The organism is Actinomyces sp. Marseille-QA0893 (genome assembly GCF_976954355.1).
Map to the genome: position 1 here is coordinate 261999 of NZ_CDRJSY010000003.1, position 16360 is coordinate 278358.

The 16360-nt window shown below is 61.6% G+C and carries 9 protein-coding genes; 1 reads left to right on the top strand and 8 read right to left on the bottom strand.

The window, feature by feature from the left end:
- Positions 1-94: 94 nt before the first annotated feature.
- The 7 genes from ACWNMW_RS05520 to ACWNMW_RS05550 all read right to left on the bottom strand — a co-directional run bounded on the left by ACWNMW_RS05520 (position 95) and on the right by ACWNMW_RS05550 (position 15552).
- The gene (locus ACWNMW_RS05520; RefSeq protein ID WP_295894235.1) at positions 95-721 is read right to left on the bottom strand and encodes a biotin transporter BioY; all 627 of its coding nucleotides are present in this window, start codon (positions 719-721) and stop codon (positions 95-97) included.
- A complete protein-coding gene (locus ACWNMW_RS05525; protein WP_449490302.1) occupies positions 718-1266 on the bottom strand; it encodes a 4'-phosphopantetheinyl transferase superfamily protein in 549 nt (182 codons plus the stop codon). Before ACWNMW_RS05525 ends, ACWNMW_RS05520 begins: the two co-directional genes overlap by 4 nt.
- A gap of 7 nt (positions 1267-1273) precedes the next feature.
- Positions 1274-10414 (bottom strand): fatty acid synthase subunit beta domain-containing protein, encoded by a 9141-nt coding sequence (locus tag ACWNMW_RS05530; protein WP_449490303.1) that lies wholly within the window; start codon positions 10412-10414, stop codon positions 1274-1276.
- 19 nt (positions 10415-10433) lie between these two features.
- Positions 10434-12023, bottom strand: a complete 1590-nt coding sequence (locus ACWNMW_RS05535; protein ID WP_295894323.1) for an acyl-CoA carboxylase subunit beta — start codon at positions 12021-12023, stop codon at positions 10434-10436.
- Positions 12020-13819 carry an ATP-binding protein gene (locus ACWNMW_RS05540; RefSeq protein WP_449490304.1) on the bottom strand — a complete coding sequence of 600 codons (1800 nt, stop codon included), beginning with the start codon at positions 13817-13819 and terminating at the stop codon, positions 12020-12022. Before ACWNMW_RS05540 ends, ACWNMW_RS05535 begins: the two co-directional genes overlap by 4 nt.
- Positions 13816-14616: a biotin--[acetyl-CoA-carboxylase] ligase gene (locus ACWNMW_RS05545; RefSeq protein WP_449490305.1), complete on the bottom strand. Its 801-nt coding sequence runs from the start codon at positions 14614-14616 to the stop codon at positions 13816-13818. The genes ACWNMW_RS05540 and ACWNMW_RS05545 overlap by 4 nt, the downstream gene beginning before the upstream one ends.
- Positions 14617-14811: 195 nt before the next feature.
- Positions 14812-15552: a TetR/AcrR family transcriptional regulator gene (locus tag ACWNMW_RS05550; protein WP_034500778.1), complete on the bottom strand. Its 741-nt coding sequence runs from the start codon at positions 15550-15552 to the stop codon at positions 14812-14814.
- 135 nt (positions 15553-15687) lie between these two features.
- Here ACWNMW_RS05550 and ACWNMW_RS05555 point away from each other — a divergent pair, with 135 nt between their 5' ends.
- Positions 15688-15981 (top strand): hypothetical protein, encoded by a 294-nt coding sequence (locus ACWNMW_RS05555; protein WP_448751288.1) that lies wholly within the window; start codon positions 15688-15690, stop codon positions 15979-15981.
- 121 nt (positions 15982-16102) lie between these two features.
- Here the strand turns inward: ACWNMW_RS05555 and ACWNMW_RS05560 are convergent.
- The coding region (locus ACWNMW_RS05560) for an LPXTG cell wall anchor domain-containing protein (protein WP_449490306.1) at positions 16103-16360 on the bottom strand (258 nt) is incomplete at its 5' end.

Sequence of the window (16360 nt, forward strand, 5' to 3'; positions counted from 1 at the left end):
AAAACGATCCGGATCAAACAAACGATAAGGGTGTGGCCCGCGCGTGAAACGCGCGGGCCACACCCTTCGTCACAAACGAGTGCGCAAACTGGGCTTATGAGCGGGAGACGTCGCCTGATCCCATTGCCTTCCACAGGCCACCAACAACGGCCGCTCCGGCAGCGGCCTTGACGATACCGCCGATGATGAAGGGGGTAAATCCCGCGTTCAGAGCCTCAGTCAAAGACATGCTCACTCCGCCGATTCGCAGAACCGCCCACATGTACGGGATTCCAACAATGAAGGGAATCAAGGTTGCCCCGCCGAAGGCAGCAAGAGAAAGCCAGAAGTGGCGATCCCATGCACGCTCAGAGAGCTTACCGATCAGCCACGCTGCGGGAATGAAGCCCAGAATGTAGCCGAAAGAAGGCTTTGCGAGGGCAGCAAGACCGCCGCTCGCAGCGGAAAACCAGGGCATTCCAGCCAAGCCAAGAAGCATGTAGGACAGCAGGGATAAAGCCCCCCTGCGCGCACCCAAAATTGCTCCGACAAGAAGGACCCCCAGGGTTTGGCCGGTGATCGGAACGGGCCACATCGGAACCGAAACCTGCGCGAGCACGCCCACGAGGGAGGCTCCCGCAAGAACCATCAGTGCATCTTTCACCAAAGAATCGGCACCGAGGTGATCGGCCAAAACAGAGGAACGTCCCACAGATGCGGGCGAAGTCAGTTGTGTAGTCATGAGAATTCCTTTGCTTCGCGCAGATCAGTCTGGTTCACGCTGACCCACGCAATCGCGTAGCTACCGTCGTGTGAGAGAGAAAGAAGCCAAGAAAGTGATGCCTTGAGATCTTCTTGCGTCTTATCTAGTTCGGAGGCAATGCGGCCGTGGAAGCGGAAGGCGGGGCGTCCCCAGCGGTCGCATACCACCTCGATTTGGGCCCAATCGATGTCGCTGGACTTCAGTGGGTCCTCTCTGCCGTAGTAGAGCGAGGACCAGGCCTTGATGAAGGCTTCCTTTGCTGCCCAACGTGCAGCGAGGGAGTGCAGTGCGCGTGTGGGCAGTTCAGGCACTGAAGACTCAGGCAGAAGATGCGATGCAGACTCCTGAAGCGGCCCCGAAGGCGACTGCCCGGCAGACGAGGCCCCCTGCTCGGGAGCAAAACGCAGTGCCGCGTTCCACTCCCGAGCAGTGAACACTCGATGAAACACCGAGCCCTCCTGGCGGAGCTGCTCCCCAAAGGATGCAACATCAACCAGGTCAACTCCGATTGCCGCGGGTGTCACGCCAGGCTCAGTTCTCTGCCCCCGCGTAGGTGCCATCTGCACCCAAGCGAGCGGAAGGATCCAAGAGCAGCGCAACCTCGGCCTCGTGCGTGCGATCGGCGGGCAGGCGGCGTCCCTCGATGGGAACAAAGAGCTCCGCGCGACCAATCATGGCCTCATCCAGGTGACGACGTCCCTCTTCGAGGCGTGCCTGCGCGCGCTCGCGCCACTGGGCCAGCGCAGCCTCGCCGCGTTCGGCCAGCAGAGCGGCCTCGAAGGCACCCGGGTGCGCCAGGACAACCATCGCCGCGATGTGGCCGAATCCCAGGGAGGTCAGCACGCCCGCGCGAACCGGGGATGCGGAGACATCCAGGGGCTTACGCAGCCACAGGAGCGGCATCCACTGCGCCATGTCAGGATCCAAGCAATCCAAAGAGCGGTTTGCGGGGATTTCCTGGCGGCGGAAGATATCGATGAGGCCCGCTGCCTGGAAGAGCGCAGCGCCACCCTTCGCGTGACCGGTCAGGGTCTTCTGGGAGACAACGTAGAGCGGGTTGCCCTCGCTTCGTCCCAGGGCCGCCGACAGGCGCGAGTGGAGCTCGGCCTCGTTCGGGTCATTCGCGCGAGTCGAGGTGTCGTGCTTGGAAACAACCGCGATATCGTCCGCGCTCAGTCCGAGGTCGGCAAGCGCGTGAGCGAGAGCAGAATCGCGTCCACCGCGAGCAGCAGCCAGAGCGCCGAGGCCGGGAGCGGGGATCGAGGTGTGCGCGCCGTCCGCGAAGGAACGCGCGTAGGCGACAACCGCCTGGACCGGCAGGCCCAGATCCGCGGCGATATCACCGCGGGTCACCAGCAGGGTGCCACCGCCAGCGGCCTCGAGGAAGCCCGCACGACGACGATCTCCAGCGCGAGAGAAGTGACGCGGGGTAATTCCACGGGCCTCAAGAGCGGCGGACTCAGCGGTCGCGTTCATGTTGCCGAAACCGGTCAACGATTCGACGGAAATATCGTCGATACCGCCTGCAACCACGAAGTCGGACTTGCCCAGGCGAATCTTGTCGACAGCCTCCTCGATGGAAACCGCTGCGGTCGCGCAAGCGCCCACCGAGTGGATCATCTGGCCGTAGCCACCAATGAAGGACTGCATGGTGTGTGCGGCGACAACATTGGGCAGGGCCTCTTGAAGGATGTCCTGCGGGCGATCCTCACCCAGGAAGCGCGAGAGGAAGACGTGGCGCAAGGACTCCATGCCACCAATACCCGTGCCCTGAGTCGAGGACACATCCGCGGGGTGGACGGCCTGCAGGAGCTCAGCGGGGGAGAAGCCCGAGGAGATGAAGGCATCCACTGCGGTGACGAGGTTCCATACGGCGATGCGGTCCAAGGCCTCGACCATGGAAGCGGGGATACCCCACTGAGCCGGATCGAAGTCTTGCGGGATCTGGCCACCAACCGTGCGGGTCAGGGTTGCTCGCGCGGGGACCTGGACGGGGGAACCAGCGGACTTGGTGACGTGCCAGGTGCCGTTTTCTTCCCAGATCGTCGTGTGCGAGGGATCGGCCAAGACGTAGTCTTCGGCTTCAGCCTTCGTATCCACGGTGAAGGTCTGCTCGGAGGTCAAGAAGACCGTCCTCACATCATTCGAACCGCAATCAACCATGTTCGAATCGTCGTTGAAGCGGCGGATACCCGATCGGGCCACGACCTCATCGCGGAAACGATCGTAGATCTCGGCCTCGTCAACCTGCGTACCCGAGGCGTCATACCAACCGGGCTGCGGGCTTTCGGACCAGGTGATGAGCTTCATCATCCAGGCCATTTCCAGCACACCGGCTGCGGTCAGATCGAAGTCCTCACCGAACTCAGCTTCTTGGCGGGTACGACCCGAACCCCAGGTACCGATCTCGCCGGTGCCGACGATGACAATCTGATCGCGCAGGCTCGCTCGCGGAGTATCCCACGCGAGCGGAGCAGCCAGAGCCGGAGCATGCGGGTTGGGCAGTGCGCGAACGCTTGCCGGGGCCTGTTCTGCGGCTTCCTGTGCCGAGGCCGCGGCCTGCTCGCGTGCTTGGCGTGCCAGTGCCGGCAGGTCGAGTCCAGCATCGGCGAGGCCACCCGTGAGATCTGCGTGGACCGGGGCGGAAAGTGCCTGGGCGCGGACCTCGCGAGTCAGGAGCTGAGCGAGTTCTCCGGCGATTTCTTCGGTCGTGTAGACGTGAACACCGGCTGCCTGAGCGGCGGGAACGAGGACATCGTTGCCACCCATGAGCGAGGTGCCCTGGACCCAACCGATGAGCGGGTGAGCGATGGTTGTGCGCGTCGGCCAACCGGACTCGTGCTCCCACTTGGTTGCGATCGCATCGAAAGCGGCCTTCGCTTCGCCGTAGGCACCGTCACCGCCGAAGATTCCGCGGTTCGGGGAACCCGGGAGCAGGATGTGCGTGCGGTGATCGGGAGCAGTGTCCGCGCCGAGGCCGGCGAGGAGGTGGATTGCGTGCTCGACGCTCCACAAAAGCAGTCGTTCTTGAGCGAGTGCCCCCTGAGGATCCGAACCAAGGGTTCCGGAAACGCGAGGCGCTGCGAAGGGAACGAAAAGATCGGGCAGAAGCGCGGGCTTAACGACCTCGGTCGTTGCACCGTGCGTTTCGGTCTGTTCGCTACCCACCCACGAGATCAGTGCGTCGACATCGCGGAAGGAGGCCATATTCGCGGGAACAACCCACAGGGCCGCATCCATATTGGCGTGGGTGCGGTACAGCTCCTTGGCGAAGGCCAGGCGAGCATCGTTGACGCGAGAAGAGGTCATGATGACGGTCGCGCCTCCGGCGAGCAGCTCGCCCACGACCGCGGCAGCGATCGAGTGGGGAGCCGCGCCGGTGACAACGGCGACATCTCCAGCGAAACGGCCTTCGGCTGCCTCAAGGGCGGCCTCGGAAACCTTCGTGAAGTAGGCCTTCAAGTCCGCATCCGCCGTGTGAGCGGCATACCAGGACGCCAATGCGCTCAAGGACTGGCCGCCTCCGCGCAAGCGTTCGGCGGGGACCTCGGTGGGCTCAAGAGAACCAGCGAATATGCGTGCAAGATCTTCGCGTGCGGTTGCCCAGCGGTCATCCAAGAGAACCGCGCGACGCTCGTCGAAAGCGGGGCGAACGGAGGCTTCCCAATTTGCTCCCAGCTCGGCCTCGACAGCGGCGATCAAGGAGGAAGAATCTTCGATCTCGGTGGCGACGGGAGCATCGGCCAGGCCAAGGGCCTTGAGGATATCGCGTGCCTGGGTTGCCAGGATTCCCTGATCACCGAGGATTCGCGATTCCAGATCGCGTAGGGCCGCCGAATCAACGACCTCGCCACCGGCCGAGCCACCCGCATTCGGGCGGCTGAGGGTTAGCCCCTCGCGGGCTGCAATCAGTGCCAGAGCCTGGTCAATGAGTGCCGAAGCGTCCTTTGCGGAGGAAACCGAACCCGGCAGAGTCGAGAGGCTACCACCACGAATCGAGTCGCCATCGCGTGTACCGAGAAGGATTTCTGCGTTCACGCGTGCAGCCCACTGCTCGGACAGGCCCCAGTTGTCCTTGACGTAACCGGTGGTGAAGGTCGCGGGCAGGCCTGCGGATCCGAAGATCTTCCTCAGCTTGGAGTTGATCGCTTCAGACAGGACCGGTCCGAAAGCTGCGTATGAGGGCACCAGCGAATCGATCGTCGAGAAGAGATCGCCCATTGACGCCTCTGCGGCACCGTCAATCGTGGACACTGAAAGCTCGGCGGCCATGTCCATGAGGAGCTGGTTACGCTTCGAGGAGACGCCATTGGTCAGCGTTTCAACCGTGTCCGTGGCTTCGATCTGCTCGGGGAGGAGCTTGTTCGAGAAGGCCAAGAGGATACGGATCGCGTCCGAAGCGGAAAGCGGCAGCTCCGGCATGGTTCCGCTTGCTGCGGCAGCCGGTGTGGGCGCTGCGGGGGCCTCGGTCGCCACCTCAACGGCGGGCGTCTCCACTGCCGAGGCCGGGGCTGCACTTTCGGCGGGTGCGGCCTCGTCGGCGGAAGCGGGGGAGTCTGCCTGCGCGCGCTCGGGGGCGGCAACCGCATCCTCGTTACGAGCGCGGGCGCTATCGCGTTCAACGTTCAAGACATCGACTTGAACCTGTGCGAAAGCGGGCAGGGACAGGGTCTTCGATGCCATATTCGCCAGGGTCGGAGACGACGCAAGACCGATTTCAACGAGGCGTTCAACACCCAATCCCTTGGGGCGAGCGCTGAAGAGCAGGTCCTGAGTTTCGATCCAGCGAACCGGGGAAGCGAATTGCCAGGAGAGAAGCTCGATGAGCAGGGTACGGGCGGTCGATTGAGGATTGGCCTCGGCCTCGTCCCAATTATCGACGAGCTTCTGGGTCGCCTCGGAAGGAACAACCTCGAGGATCGACTGTGCGAAGTCCCGGCTCAGCTCGAAGGGACGTGCAACCAGGTTGGGGATGTAGCGTCCCTGGAGGACATCAAGGTTGATGCTCTCGGGAAGCAAAGAATCGAGCTTGTCGCGGAAGGCCGGTACGCCTGCGCGCAGTCGCGAAGAGTGGAAGGGAACGTCAATTCCCGGAATCATGATGAGGGCTCGGCGGCCGCCGTGTGCGCGAGCGCGCTCAGCGGTATCTGCTTCCAGAGCCTTCAATCCGGCAATGCTTCCGGCAACGGAGTACTGGGATCCGGCCAGGTTGTAGTTGACGATCTCCAAGAACTCGCCGGACTTTTCGGCGATCGAGGCCACGTAGTCGCGGACCTCGGCGTCACCCATTCCGAACTGGTTGGGACGCAGAGCTCCCATTGCGTAGTTCGAGCGTCCCTGCGCATCGCGTTCGACCAGGTGGTGCATGGCCGATCCGCGCTGGAAGACGATCTCAAGGACTTGCTCGAGGGGGAAGATCTGCGCGTAGGCCGACAGGGCGGTGTATTCACCCAGCGAGTGGCCAGCGTAGAAGGCGTGTTCTTCAAAGGCCCCATCGGCGCGCAGTTCTTCGGTTTGCGCGTAGGCGAGAGTCGCCAGAGCAACCTGAGTGAATTGCGTGAGGTTGAGGACGCCCTTGGGGTGGCGGAAGGTCTCGGAACCAACGCGAAGTTCGGTCGGGTTCGTGCGGACAATCGATTCAATCGAGAAGCCCAGGGCCTTGCGAGTGTGTGCATCCGCTTGTGCCCAGACGCTGCGAGCAGTCGCAGACATGTGCTCCAAGCCCATCATCTGGCGCTGAATGCCCTGGCCGGGGTAGACGTAGGCGGTGCGCGGTGCGCGAGTACGTGCGCGGGCAATCGAGACGACCTCATCGCCAATGCGGCAGGTTGCTTCAAGGACGAGCTCGCCGCCGATGCGGCCGACGCGCTCAATCGTGATATCCACGATGTCGTTGAGCTGGACCATGCCGAACATGCGGTACGACCACGCCGAGATCTCTGCCTCGGGCATCTCAACCGAACGAATGACACCCAGGGTGTCGGGGCTATCGACCGGCTGAGTGGAGTGCGCACACAGCGTGTGCTGAACGGTTGCGGAGAGCCACATTCCGTGGACCAGCGGTGCACTCAGACCAGACAGACGCGCGGCCGCATAGGAGGTGTGGATCGGGTTGAAATCGCCAGAAACAATGGCGAAAGCCGTCATATTCTCCGGTGCCTGGACACGCACGTGACGCAGGAAAGAACGCGGAGTATCAACGAAGGAATCAGCGACCTCGGGAGCGGGGGCCGGCGGCTGGGTCGAGGCGATGCGGCCTCGGATCGCGAAGCGCTCAACCATGCGTGCAAAGACTTCGCCCTCATAGGAGAGCTCCAGTTCGACGCGCACGACTCGACCCGCGGAAGACTCGGCGAGCTGGGCGCAGCGTCCCTCGACCTCGACGCGAGAACCGAAGGGAGGCAGTTCGCGGTCCAAGAAGATCGAGTGATCCAAGTGCACGGCGTTGACCAGGCCCTCGATGACGGGAACGCCCTGGTACATTGCCGAACCCAGCGCTGCGTAAATTGCAGGCCAGCAGGGGCCGACCAGTGCATCGGGAACTCCCGAGGCCAGCTGGGTCGACAGCGCGCCACCGGTTACCGCTCCGTGAGCAAAGCCCAGGTTTTCGGTGAAGGTGAAGGAATCGCGAACCGTACCAAATCCCTCGCCCGGGATGACCGCGGGCATCTTCTCGATGTGGTCGCCATTGACGGTCGTTGTGCCAACGCCCGCAGCACCCGCAAGCAGGTCATAAGCGGTCACGGACAGGCGCGACATGTCAACAACCGGGTAGGCGCCGGTCATGCACGCGCTGGACAGAAGAACCGGGATATCGATGTATTCCACCGAGTGGTGGGAGCTATTGGGGGTCTGGTCCCACATCGAATCGCAGTGGATGCGGATCGAGTAGCCGGCCTCGTCGTGGAGAATTTCAGTCGCGTCCACCGAGGTGTATGCGGGGTTGTCGACCAGGTTGCCCGCCCACTGGATGTGGGAGATTTCCCGCAGGAACGAGGCCGCGTCCTCCAGGTCGTGGAAACGCGACCACACGTGGGGGACCTGTGCAGGAGAGGGGGCAAGAGCATCGACAACTGCCTGCTCGAAACGTGCAAACATCTCGCCGATGGGCTCGTTCACGCGATCAATACCAGCGACCGAACGCGGGCCGGGAATGATGCGGACAGCATCGGCATCAAAACGGGCATCCTGAGACTGCCAGAGCGTATCCGTTCCCCACCAGCGAGCCAGATCGCCATCAAGAACCGGAACGAAAGGCATCGGCTTGTGGTGCTTGCGGCACAGGACCGGGAACCATGCGACATCGGCGGGGACAACGCGAGTCGTCTCAGCCTGGGGGTAGGCCTCAAGAAGGCGAGACAGAGCAGCCTGTCCGTCCTCAAGATCCTCGCGGCTCTCAAAGAGAGTCGGAATATCGCCGTGATCGGCGGGGTTGAGACGAGACTCGATGCGGTGGAAGAGATCCAGAGCGCGATCCGTCCACGTCCAATCCGCCCAGGGGTAGGACAGGTCGATGACGCGGCGTGCCCACTCGGCGTAGGTCATTTCGGACAATTCGCCGAAGTAGGGCTTGGCCGTCTTGTTCATGGCCTCAATGAGCTCATCGCGGCGTGCACTGATCGCCTCAAGATCGGAGCCAACCTCGTGAATGAGTCGCGATGCACGTGCGGAGGAGTTCTCGATCTCGTGCATGTCGGCGCCCAGGTGCGACAGGCCCGAAGTCATTCCACCGCGAACCTTTCCGCTACCGACCCAACCATCTTCGCCGACACCAGGGGTGTCCTTGAGGAGCTGCTTGACCTGCGGGGAAGTCTCAGCTTCCAAAGTCGCCATCGAGGCCGTGCCCACGAGCACCGCATCGACGGGCATCGCCGGGGATCCCAGGTCCACGGACCACTGGCCGGTGATGTAACGGGCCGCATCGGCAGCCGAACCGATACCGCCGCCAACAGCCAGGACGACATTGGGAGTGCGACGAATATGTCCGTAGGTCGCCAAGAGCAGATCGTCCAGGTTTTCCCACGAGTGGTGGCCACCAGAGTGGCCGTCTTCAACCTGAATAATCAGCGTGTGCTCGGGGTTCGCGCGGGCAATGCGCAGCACCTGCTCGATTTGCTCCACGGTTCCGGGCTTCAAGCACAGGTACTCAAAACCATCGGCGCGCAGCTGGGCGATCAACTCGCGGGCCTCGTCCAATTCGGGAATGCCCGCAGCGATGGTCACGGCGTCGATGGGGGCACCCGCGCGGCGAGCCTTGGGGACAATCCGGTTGACGCCGAATTGGAGGTTCCACATGAAGCGGTCAAAGAACATCGTGTTGAAACCAGCGCTGCGACCGGGTTCGAGAAGCTTCTGAAGCTCCAAGCGGTGCTCGGTGAAGACTTCTTCGGAGTACTGTCCGCCACCGGCCATTTCCGCCCAGTGCCCAGCGTTAGCTGCCGCTGCGACGATCCGAGGACCAACGGTCGTCGGGGTCATACCGGGAAGAACAATGGGAGAGCGACCCGTCAGGCGCGTGAAGGCGGTTGAGACGACGTGGCGGCCATCGGGAAGAGCGACAACCTTGGGAGCGAAACGCGACCAGTCGGCTTCCGGCTCATAGTGCGAACCGGTCTCATCGAGCTCGGTGCGACGAGCGTTCGTCGATGCGTCGACGATCTGAGCGCCAGTTCCATCCAGGAGATCCTGGGTCAGGCGCGTGAGCATATTCGAGGGGCCAAGATCGATGAAGACCTTGACGCCTTCGCAGACGGCAGAGGCAACGGCTGCCGACCAGTCATCGCGCTCAACAAGGATTGCGCGCGCGACGCGCTCAGCCTCGGCATCGTCGATGCTGTGGCCAGCCTCGGCCAAGGTCCGTGTCCACGCAGCAACCTGTGCGACGGCCTCTTCGAGCATTTCAGAGTGGAAGGGAGCTGCAACGGGGAGGAATTCGAAAATGGCCTCGAGGGGAGTGCCGCCCTTGAGGTGTTCTTCCAAAGCGCGGTTTTCTGCGGCAACGCGAGACTCGAGTGTGTGACGGAAAGCCTGAAGCTCATCGGGGCGACCCGAAAGGACGACGGAGCGCGGGCCATTGACGACGGCTAGGGAGAGCGCCTGGGCGCCCAGGGCCTCGGAAACCATCGAGCAGGGAAGCCCGCGCACAGACAGCATCGGGGTGGCATCCCCAAGCTTCGTGGCGCCGAGGCGAACGCTCAGCGACTGCGCAGCAGTACCGATGAGGACGGCGAGGGCAAGCACGTGGGTGACGCGCAGGTTATCGCGGGCAATCCACGCGCGTGCAACCTCGGCGCCCAAGATGCCCTGGGAGTGGCCCAAAAGCACGGGAGAGCTTGTGTGAATGTCGAGCTGGGTTGCGTCCAGGTCAGCAAGAGCGCCGAGCTGCGCGAAGGTAATTCCGGGAACTGACACCGAAGGCGAGGCATCGGAGGGAAGATCGGAGGTATCGCCGTTCATCAAGCCGTTGAGGCGCTCCAAAGAACCGGGGGCGCTGGTGAGCAGATCCGCAGCGACAGGAGCGAGAAGTTCACGCACCTGCGCGTAGTAGGTGCGCAGCATTTGCGCGTGAGGCGGGAAGGACAAAGAAGAGGTCAGAGCAGGGCGCCACGCGGACCCCTGTCCCGCAAAAGTCAATGCGTAGGGAGTGGGGATTTCGGTAAAAAATGCAGTCATGATTGATCTACTTTCCTCATCACATAGGGGCGTTGTCGTGGACACGAGGGGTGGTGACCGTACGGTCTTTCAAGTGGAGAACTGCCAGTGAACGGCAGATATATTCGCGGGTCATGGATGGCTCGATGAGGGCATCGAGCTCGCCATTTTTCAGTGAGAGATTCGGGTTCATCGATTGGCGTTCGTACATTTCCTGGTAGTGCGCGCGCTGCTCAGCAACGTTGCGTCCTTCCTTGCCTGCCGCGGCCAGCTGACGGCGGAAGACAATGTCCACCGCGCCTTCAGAGCCCATCACGGCAATTTGGGATGCGGGCCACGAGAAGTTCATATCTGCGCCCAGTGACTTCGATCCCATGACGATGTAAGCGCCGCCAAAAGCCTTTCGGATGATGACGGTGATCATGGGAACCGTGGCCGTCGCGTAGGCGGTAATGAGCTTGGCGCCACGACGAATGATTCCCGCGCGTTCCTGTTCGGAACCGGGGCGATATCCGGGGACGTCGACCAAGGTGATGATCGGGATTCCGAAGGCATCAAGGAACTGGACGAAACGCGCCGCCTTCTCCGAAGCGTTCACGTCCAGGGTTCCTGCGTCCACGCTGGGCTGGTTCGCAACGATTCCCACGGGACGGCCCTCGAAGCACGCAAAACCGACGACGATCGACGGAGAGAAGAGCGGCTGAACCTCAAGGAATTCGCCGTGGTCCACCAGGGCCTCGATGACCTCGACCATGTCGTAGTCCTGCTTGGGGGATTCAGGAACCAAAGAGGCGACCTCGCGGGCGCGAGTCTCGGTCCCGTCGTCTTCGAAGAGATAGCGCGGGGGCTTCTTATCGCAGTTTTGAGGCAGGTAGGACAAAAGAGTGCGCGCGTATTCGAGGGCTTCTTCCTCGTCCTCAGCCAGGAAGTGGGCAACACCCGAAACGGAATTGTGCAGGTCGCCGCCGCCCAGGTCCTCAGAGGAAATTTCCTCGCCGGTCGCCGCCTTTACAACAGAGGGGCCGGTGACGAACATGTATGAGGAGTTCTTCGTCATGATGATGAAGTCCGTCAGTGCGGGTCCGTAGACCGCGCCTCCCGCACAGGGACCGAGGATTACCGAAATCTGCGGGACCACTCCCGAGGCCTCGGTGGTCTTGCGGAAGATTCGACCGTATTGCGCAAGTGCGGTCACGCCTTCTTGAATGCGCGCGCCACCCGAGTCCAGCAGGGCGATGATCGGAATGCGCATCGAAATTGCGCGGTCCATGAGGAGGAGGATCTTATCTCCCTCGACCTTGCCCAGCGTGCCACCGCGGATTGAAAAGTCCTGAGCGTAGACGGCGACCGGACGCCCATCGAGAGTGCCGATACCGGTGATCACGGCCGAGCCAAGTTCTCCGGCCTCGATATCCCCGCCTGCGTAGCGGTTGAGTTCGTTGAAAGAACCCTCGTCGAGGAGGAAATCCAGGCGCTCGCGTGCGGTCTTGCGGCCTCGCGCGTGCTGTGATTCGCGTGCTCGTTCTTCTGCTGCTTCCAGGATGGAGTGCGTGCGATCGTAGAAGTTACGACGACCGATGGCCTCGTGTTCTTCGGTTTCCTTGAGGCGATGAGTGCTTGACGGAGTCATGCTTCCTCCTTAATGCTCACCAGGACGTCTCCGGCTTTGACGGTGTCGCCGGCAGCCACGTGAATCTTTGCGATTGTTCCGTTGCAGCCTGCGGTGAGGGTCTTTTCCATCTTCATGGACTCGATAACGGCGACGAGTTCGCCTTCTTCAACCTCTTGGCCTTCTTCAACGGCAACACGAATGACGGTTGCCTGGATGGGCGAGGTGACATTGGGGCCTTCGTCGACTGAGTTTGCGCGCTGGCGCAGTGCGCGTCGCAGTGGCTGACGAGGCCGTGGACGCCCCGCGCCCTCCGCACTTGTTGCGCTCAGGAGATCGCTGGGGAGCTTGAGGGCGACGCGCTTACCGTCGACTTCGATGACGAAGGAACGCATCACGGCGCATTCTTCGCGTCCTTCTTCCGAGGCCTCGGCGGGGTTTGTCCCCTGCGCGCGCACGCTCTCGGCGACCTCGGTGAGGATTCCCTCGCGCTCGAGCCACTGAGTGTAGACACCCAGGGCATCTCCTTCTTCGCTTCTAAACTGCGGGGTTGCGAGGATGTGCGAGAGCAGGGGAGCGGAGGTGGGAAGTCCCTCGACGCTCAGCTCATCGAGCGCCCGCTGGAGACGGATGATCGCCTGGATGCGGGTCGGTGCATGGACAGTGATCTTGGCAATGAGGGAGTCAAAATCGGTACCGATTTCTTCACCCGGACGGATGAAAGAATCGATGCGCACCCCCGGGCCTCCTGGCCACTGAATTGCCCCGAGACGTCCGGTTGCCGGCATAAGTTCATTAGCGGGGTCTTCGCTGGTGACGCGCACTTCGATAGCGTGGCCTCGTACAGGGGGAATAATGCTGAGGGGAAGGCCGTGGGCGATGCGAAGCTGTTCGGCGACAAGGTCTAATCCGGTGACTTCTTCAGAGACGGTGTGCTCGACTTGGAGACGGGGATTAACTTCCAGGAAGTAGGCGTGACCGTCTTCGACGAGGAACTCACAGGTTCCGACTCCCACGTAGTTCACGGCGTCAAAGAGTGCATGTGAGAAGCGCTCGAGGCGAGAGTGGAGCTCCTCTGAAATGAAGGGAGCCGGTGCTTCCTCGACGACCTTCTGGTTGCGGCGCTGGACCGAGCAATCACGGGTCGAGACGACGGCGAAAGTGCCGAAGGAATCGCGTGCGCACTGTGTTTCGACGTGGCGACCGCATGCGATGAACTTCTCCATGAAGCACAGGGACAGCGTCTGGGGATCTGCAAGATTCGTGTAGAACTCGCGCAGTTCCGAGTCGGAATTAAAACGCGTGATTCCGCGTCCGCCGCCGCCATCGGCGCGCTTGATGAGAACCGGGTAGCCAATTTCGTTGGCCAGCGCAATGGCGTCCTCGGCCTCCGTTCCCTCAAGAGACTTTCCGGCGATGGTTGGGACATTGCAAGAATCCGCAAGGGCTCGCGCGCGGATCTTGTCCCCCAAGGCATCGATGGCCTCGGGAGAAGGACCAACCCAGATCAGTCCCGCTTCTTGCACGCGGGCAGCGAAGTCTGCGTTCTCAGAAAGGAATCCATATCCCGGGTGAATGGCGCGGGCACCGGACTTCTTTGCGACCTCGAGGATTGCTTCGGGGTTGAGATAGGTTTCTGCAGCGCTGCGTCCGCCCAGGGAATATGCGGATGTCGCGAGTTCGCAGGCGAGGGTGTCACGGTCTGCTTCCGCGTAAACGGCAATCGATTCAAGACCGAGTTCGCGCAGCGTGCGGATCACGCGAACAGCAATTTCACCTCGGTTCGCAACGAGAACGGGAGAAAGGGCATTCGTCATGATAGGTGTCCTTCCACGAGTGGGGTGGGGGAAAGTTCCCCAGTTGTGACAGTGAAAATTTCGCCTTCTCGTGATTGGCACACGAGGTGGGCATGATCATCGATGCTGAGGGGAGTCGCTGAAAGCACTGTTCCGCCGGGCAGGTGCACAGGACACTCGCGGCCAAACACTGCGACGAGGGAGGAGTAAGACTCACGCCAAGCGGCAAGGTCACCAGCCGAGATGCAATCCGCAAGATTGCCTCGGAAAGCATCGATGAAATCTTCGCGAGAGGAAGAATCAAGAGAGCATTCAATAGTTGCGGCAAAGTCCTTGACCGCCTCTGGGAGGGCGCCGATATTCAGACCGACACCCACAATGACGAGGTGGCCAGATGCAGCCAGATCGACGTGCTCGCACAAGATACCGGCGAGTTTGCGTCCTCCAAGAAGAAGGTCGTTGGGCCACTTCAATGAAAGTTCAGAATCGAGGCGGAGGGCGGGGGTGGCCTTGATCGTGCGCAGGAGCGCTACCCCGGCAAGAGCCGTGAGCCATTCCATCTCTGCTTCGCTGACTTCGATGAGAAGAGAAAAAGTCAGTGCCTCATCGGAGGAAAGCCATACCCGGCCGTCACGTCCGCGCCCGTGAATTTGTCGGTCAGCCCAAAGCGCGCATCCCGAGGCCGCCGCGCGACCCGAAAGGGGGGCGAAGGCCTCGTCAGTGGGTAGCTCGCCGCGTGCAGCACGGGCGAGAAGAGTGTTCGTTGAGTCAACCTCATCGCAGTGAAGGATGGGTGCAGTGGTGTCGATATGCATCATGCCCATCGTTCAAGCCGCTACATAGCTGAACAAATACAGGGGTGCATATTCTGCCGGTCGTACGAACAGTGCTACGGGAAGAGGGTGAGTTTGTGGCGGAATATCGCCACTCTTAGAGTTTTCTATAAAAAGCCTTAGTGGGTGATACCGATGTGTATCGCCGCGGCTTGTCCGGGGTGAAAAGTATGAGCCGGGCTACTCGGCTTCACGCGAGCAGGCATAGAGGAGAACCAAAACAACCTCAAGAATCGATCGGGTTGCGGGGCTGGCTTGGGAAGCGGTGTGTGCCGCGGGCACCGGTGGATGATTTTCCCGAGGCGCGGGCGCTGGATACCCCGAATCGGTAGGCGTGCTGTGCTCGCTGCGGTAGGCGCGGATTGCTTCACGCCATCCCGCAAGACCGGCGGCACGCATGACGACGCCGATCACGCTTTGGGTGAGAGCGCCGATGGGGACGGTGAGTTCTCGACCTGCGGCGGTGAGAATCGTGTGGAGGACCGAGCCGAGCTGATCAGCGAACTCGCGGTTGAGGTCGAGGAGGCGCATTCCCCATTCCGCATCTCGGATGGAGCGCATGAGCATTTCGGAGTGGAGGATGTAGAGGCCCTGATCGATGTGGATCGCGTCCAGTGCTTCGAAAAGAAGATTCTCCATGAGGAGATGGCGGTCTCCATCATCATTTCGAGATGCTGGGGTTTGGGCGTTTTCCCACAGGAGTACGCGCTCGCGAAGACGCTGGATGAGGTCGGAGTATTCGGCTTCGGCAAGAATTCCCAGCAGTGAATCCTTTGAAGAGAAATTCGAGTAGAACGCACCGCGGGTAAAACCGGCTACCGAGCAGATGTGTTCAAGAGAGGTCGCTTCGATGCCTTCGTTGATGATGATCTGACGGGTTGCGGCCAAGAGGCGGTCCTGGGTTTCGACTCTATTCCCCATAAAATATCGACCCCTTATGTGCCTGAAACCGGTGCGAACGTCAGCCTTCAGTAGGCGGCGCGGCCTGCGCTTTGTTCGTTATGAGCTGAGGTCTCCATTGTCTCACGCAACAGGGGTGCGGTGTAGGGTGAAGACATGATTGGCACACTACTTACTGCCTTGGGCAACCTCATTATCTTCGTCGTCGTTGCCGTCTTGGTGATCGTCGGCGTTTTCCTTTTCTTGCTGCGCCGGGCCCTCACCCGTGGAGGTGCTCAGGGGAGTGGGCGCGCAGGATATGGTGCTCCTCGTCCCGGGGTTCGTGTCGTTGACAGTACGGTTGTTGACGAGGCCGGAGCGAGCACTGGAGCTTCCTCAACTCCGCGTGCCGCTGATATTCCCGATTCTGCGGAAGTTCAGATCATCGAAGTGACAACCCGCGAAGACTGATTTTTCGTCTTTTCCTGTGCTGGTAGATGTAGTCCGGTAGGGATAAAAGAACATAAGGGTGGGGCCTCCACGCGATTTCGCGTGGAGGCCCCACCCTTTTCAGGAGTTAAGCGCCTGTCTTTCAGGCTTGCTCGCGACGCTTGCGAGCTACCAGGACACCGCCAGCTGTGGCCGCGCTCAGTGCTGCACCGAGGACAATCTGCGTCGTTGCTCCCGTAGAGGCAAGGGAACGGTTCGGTTCTTTTGCCGAGGGCTTCACGGGCGGGATGCTCTCAGAGGGAGCCGGCGGAAGCGGAGGAGTTGTGCTCTGGGTACTTGCCGGAGGCGTCGTGCTGGTCGTCGAGGTCGACGGCGCAGGCGTGGAGGTGGTAGCCGATGG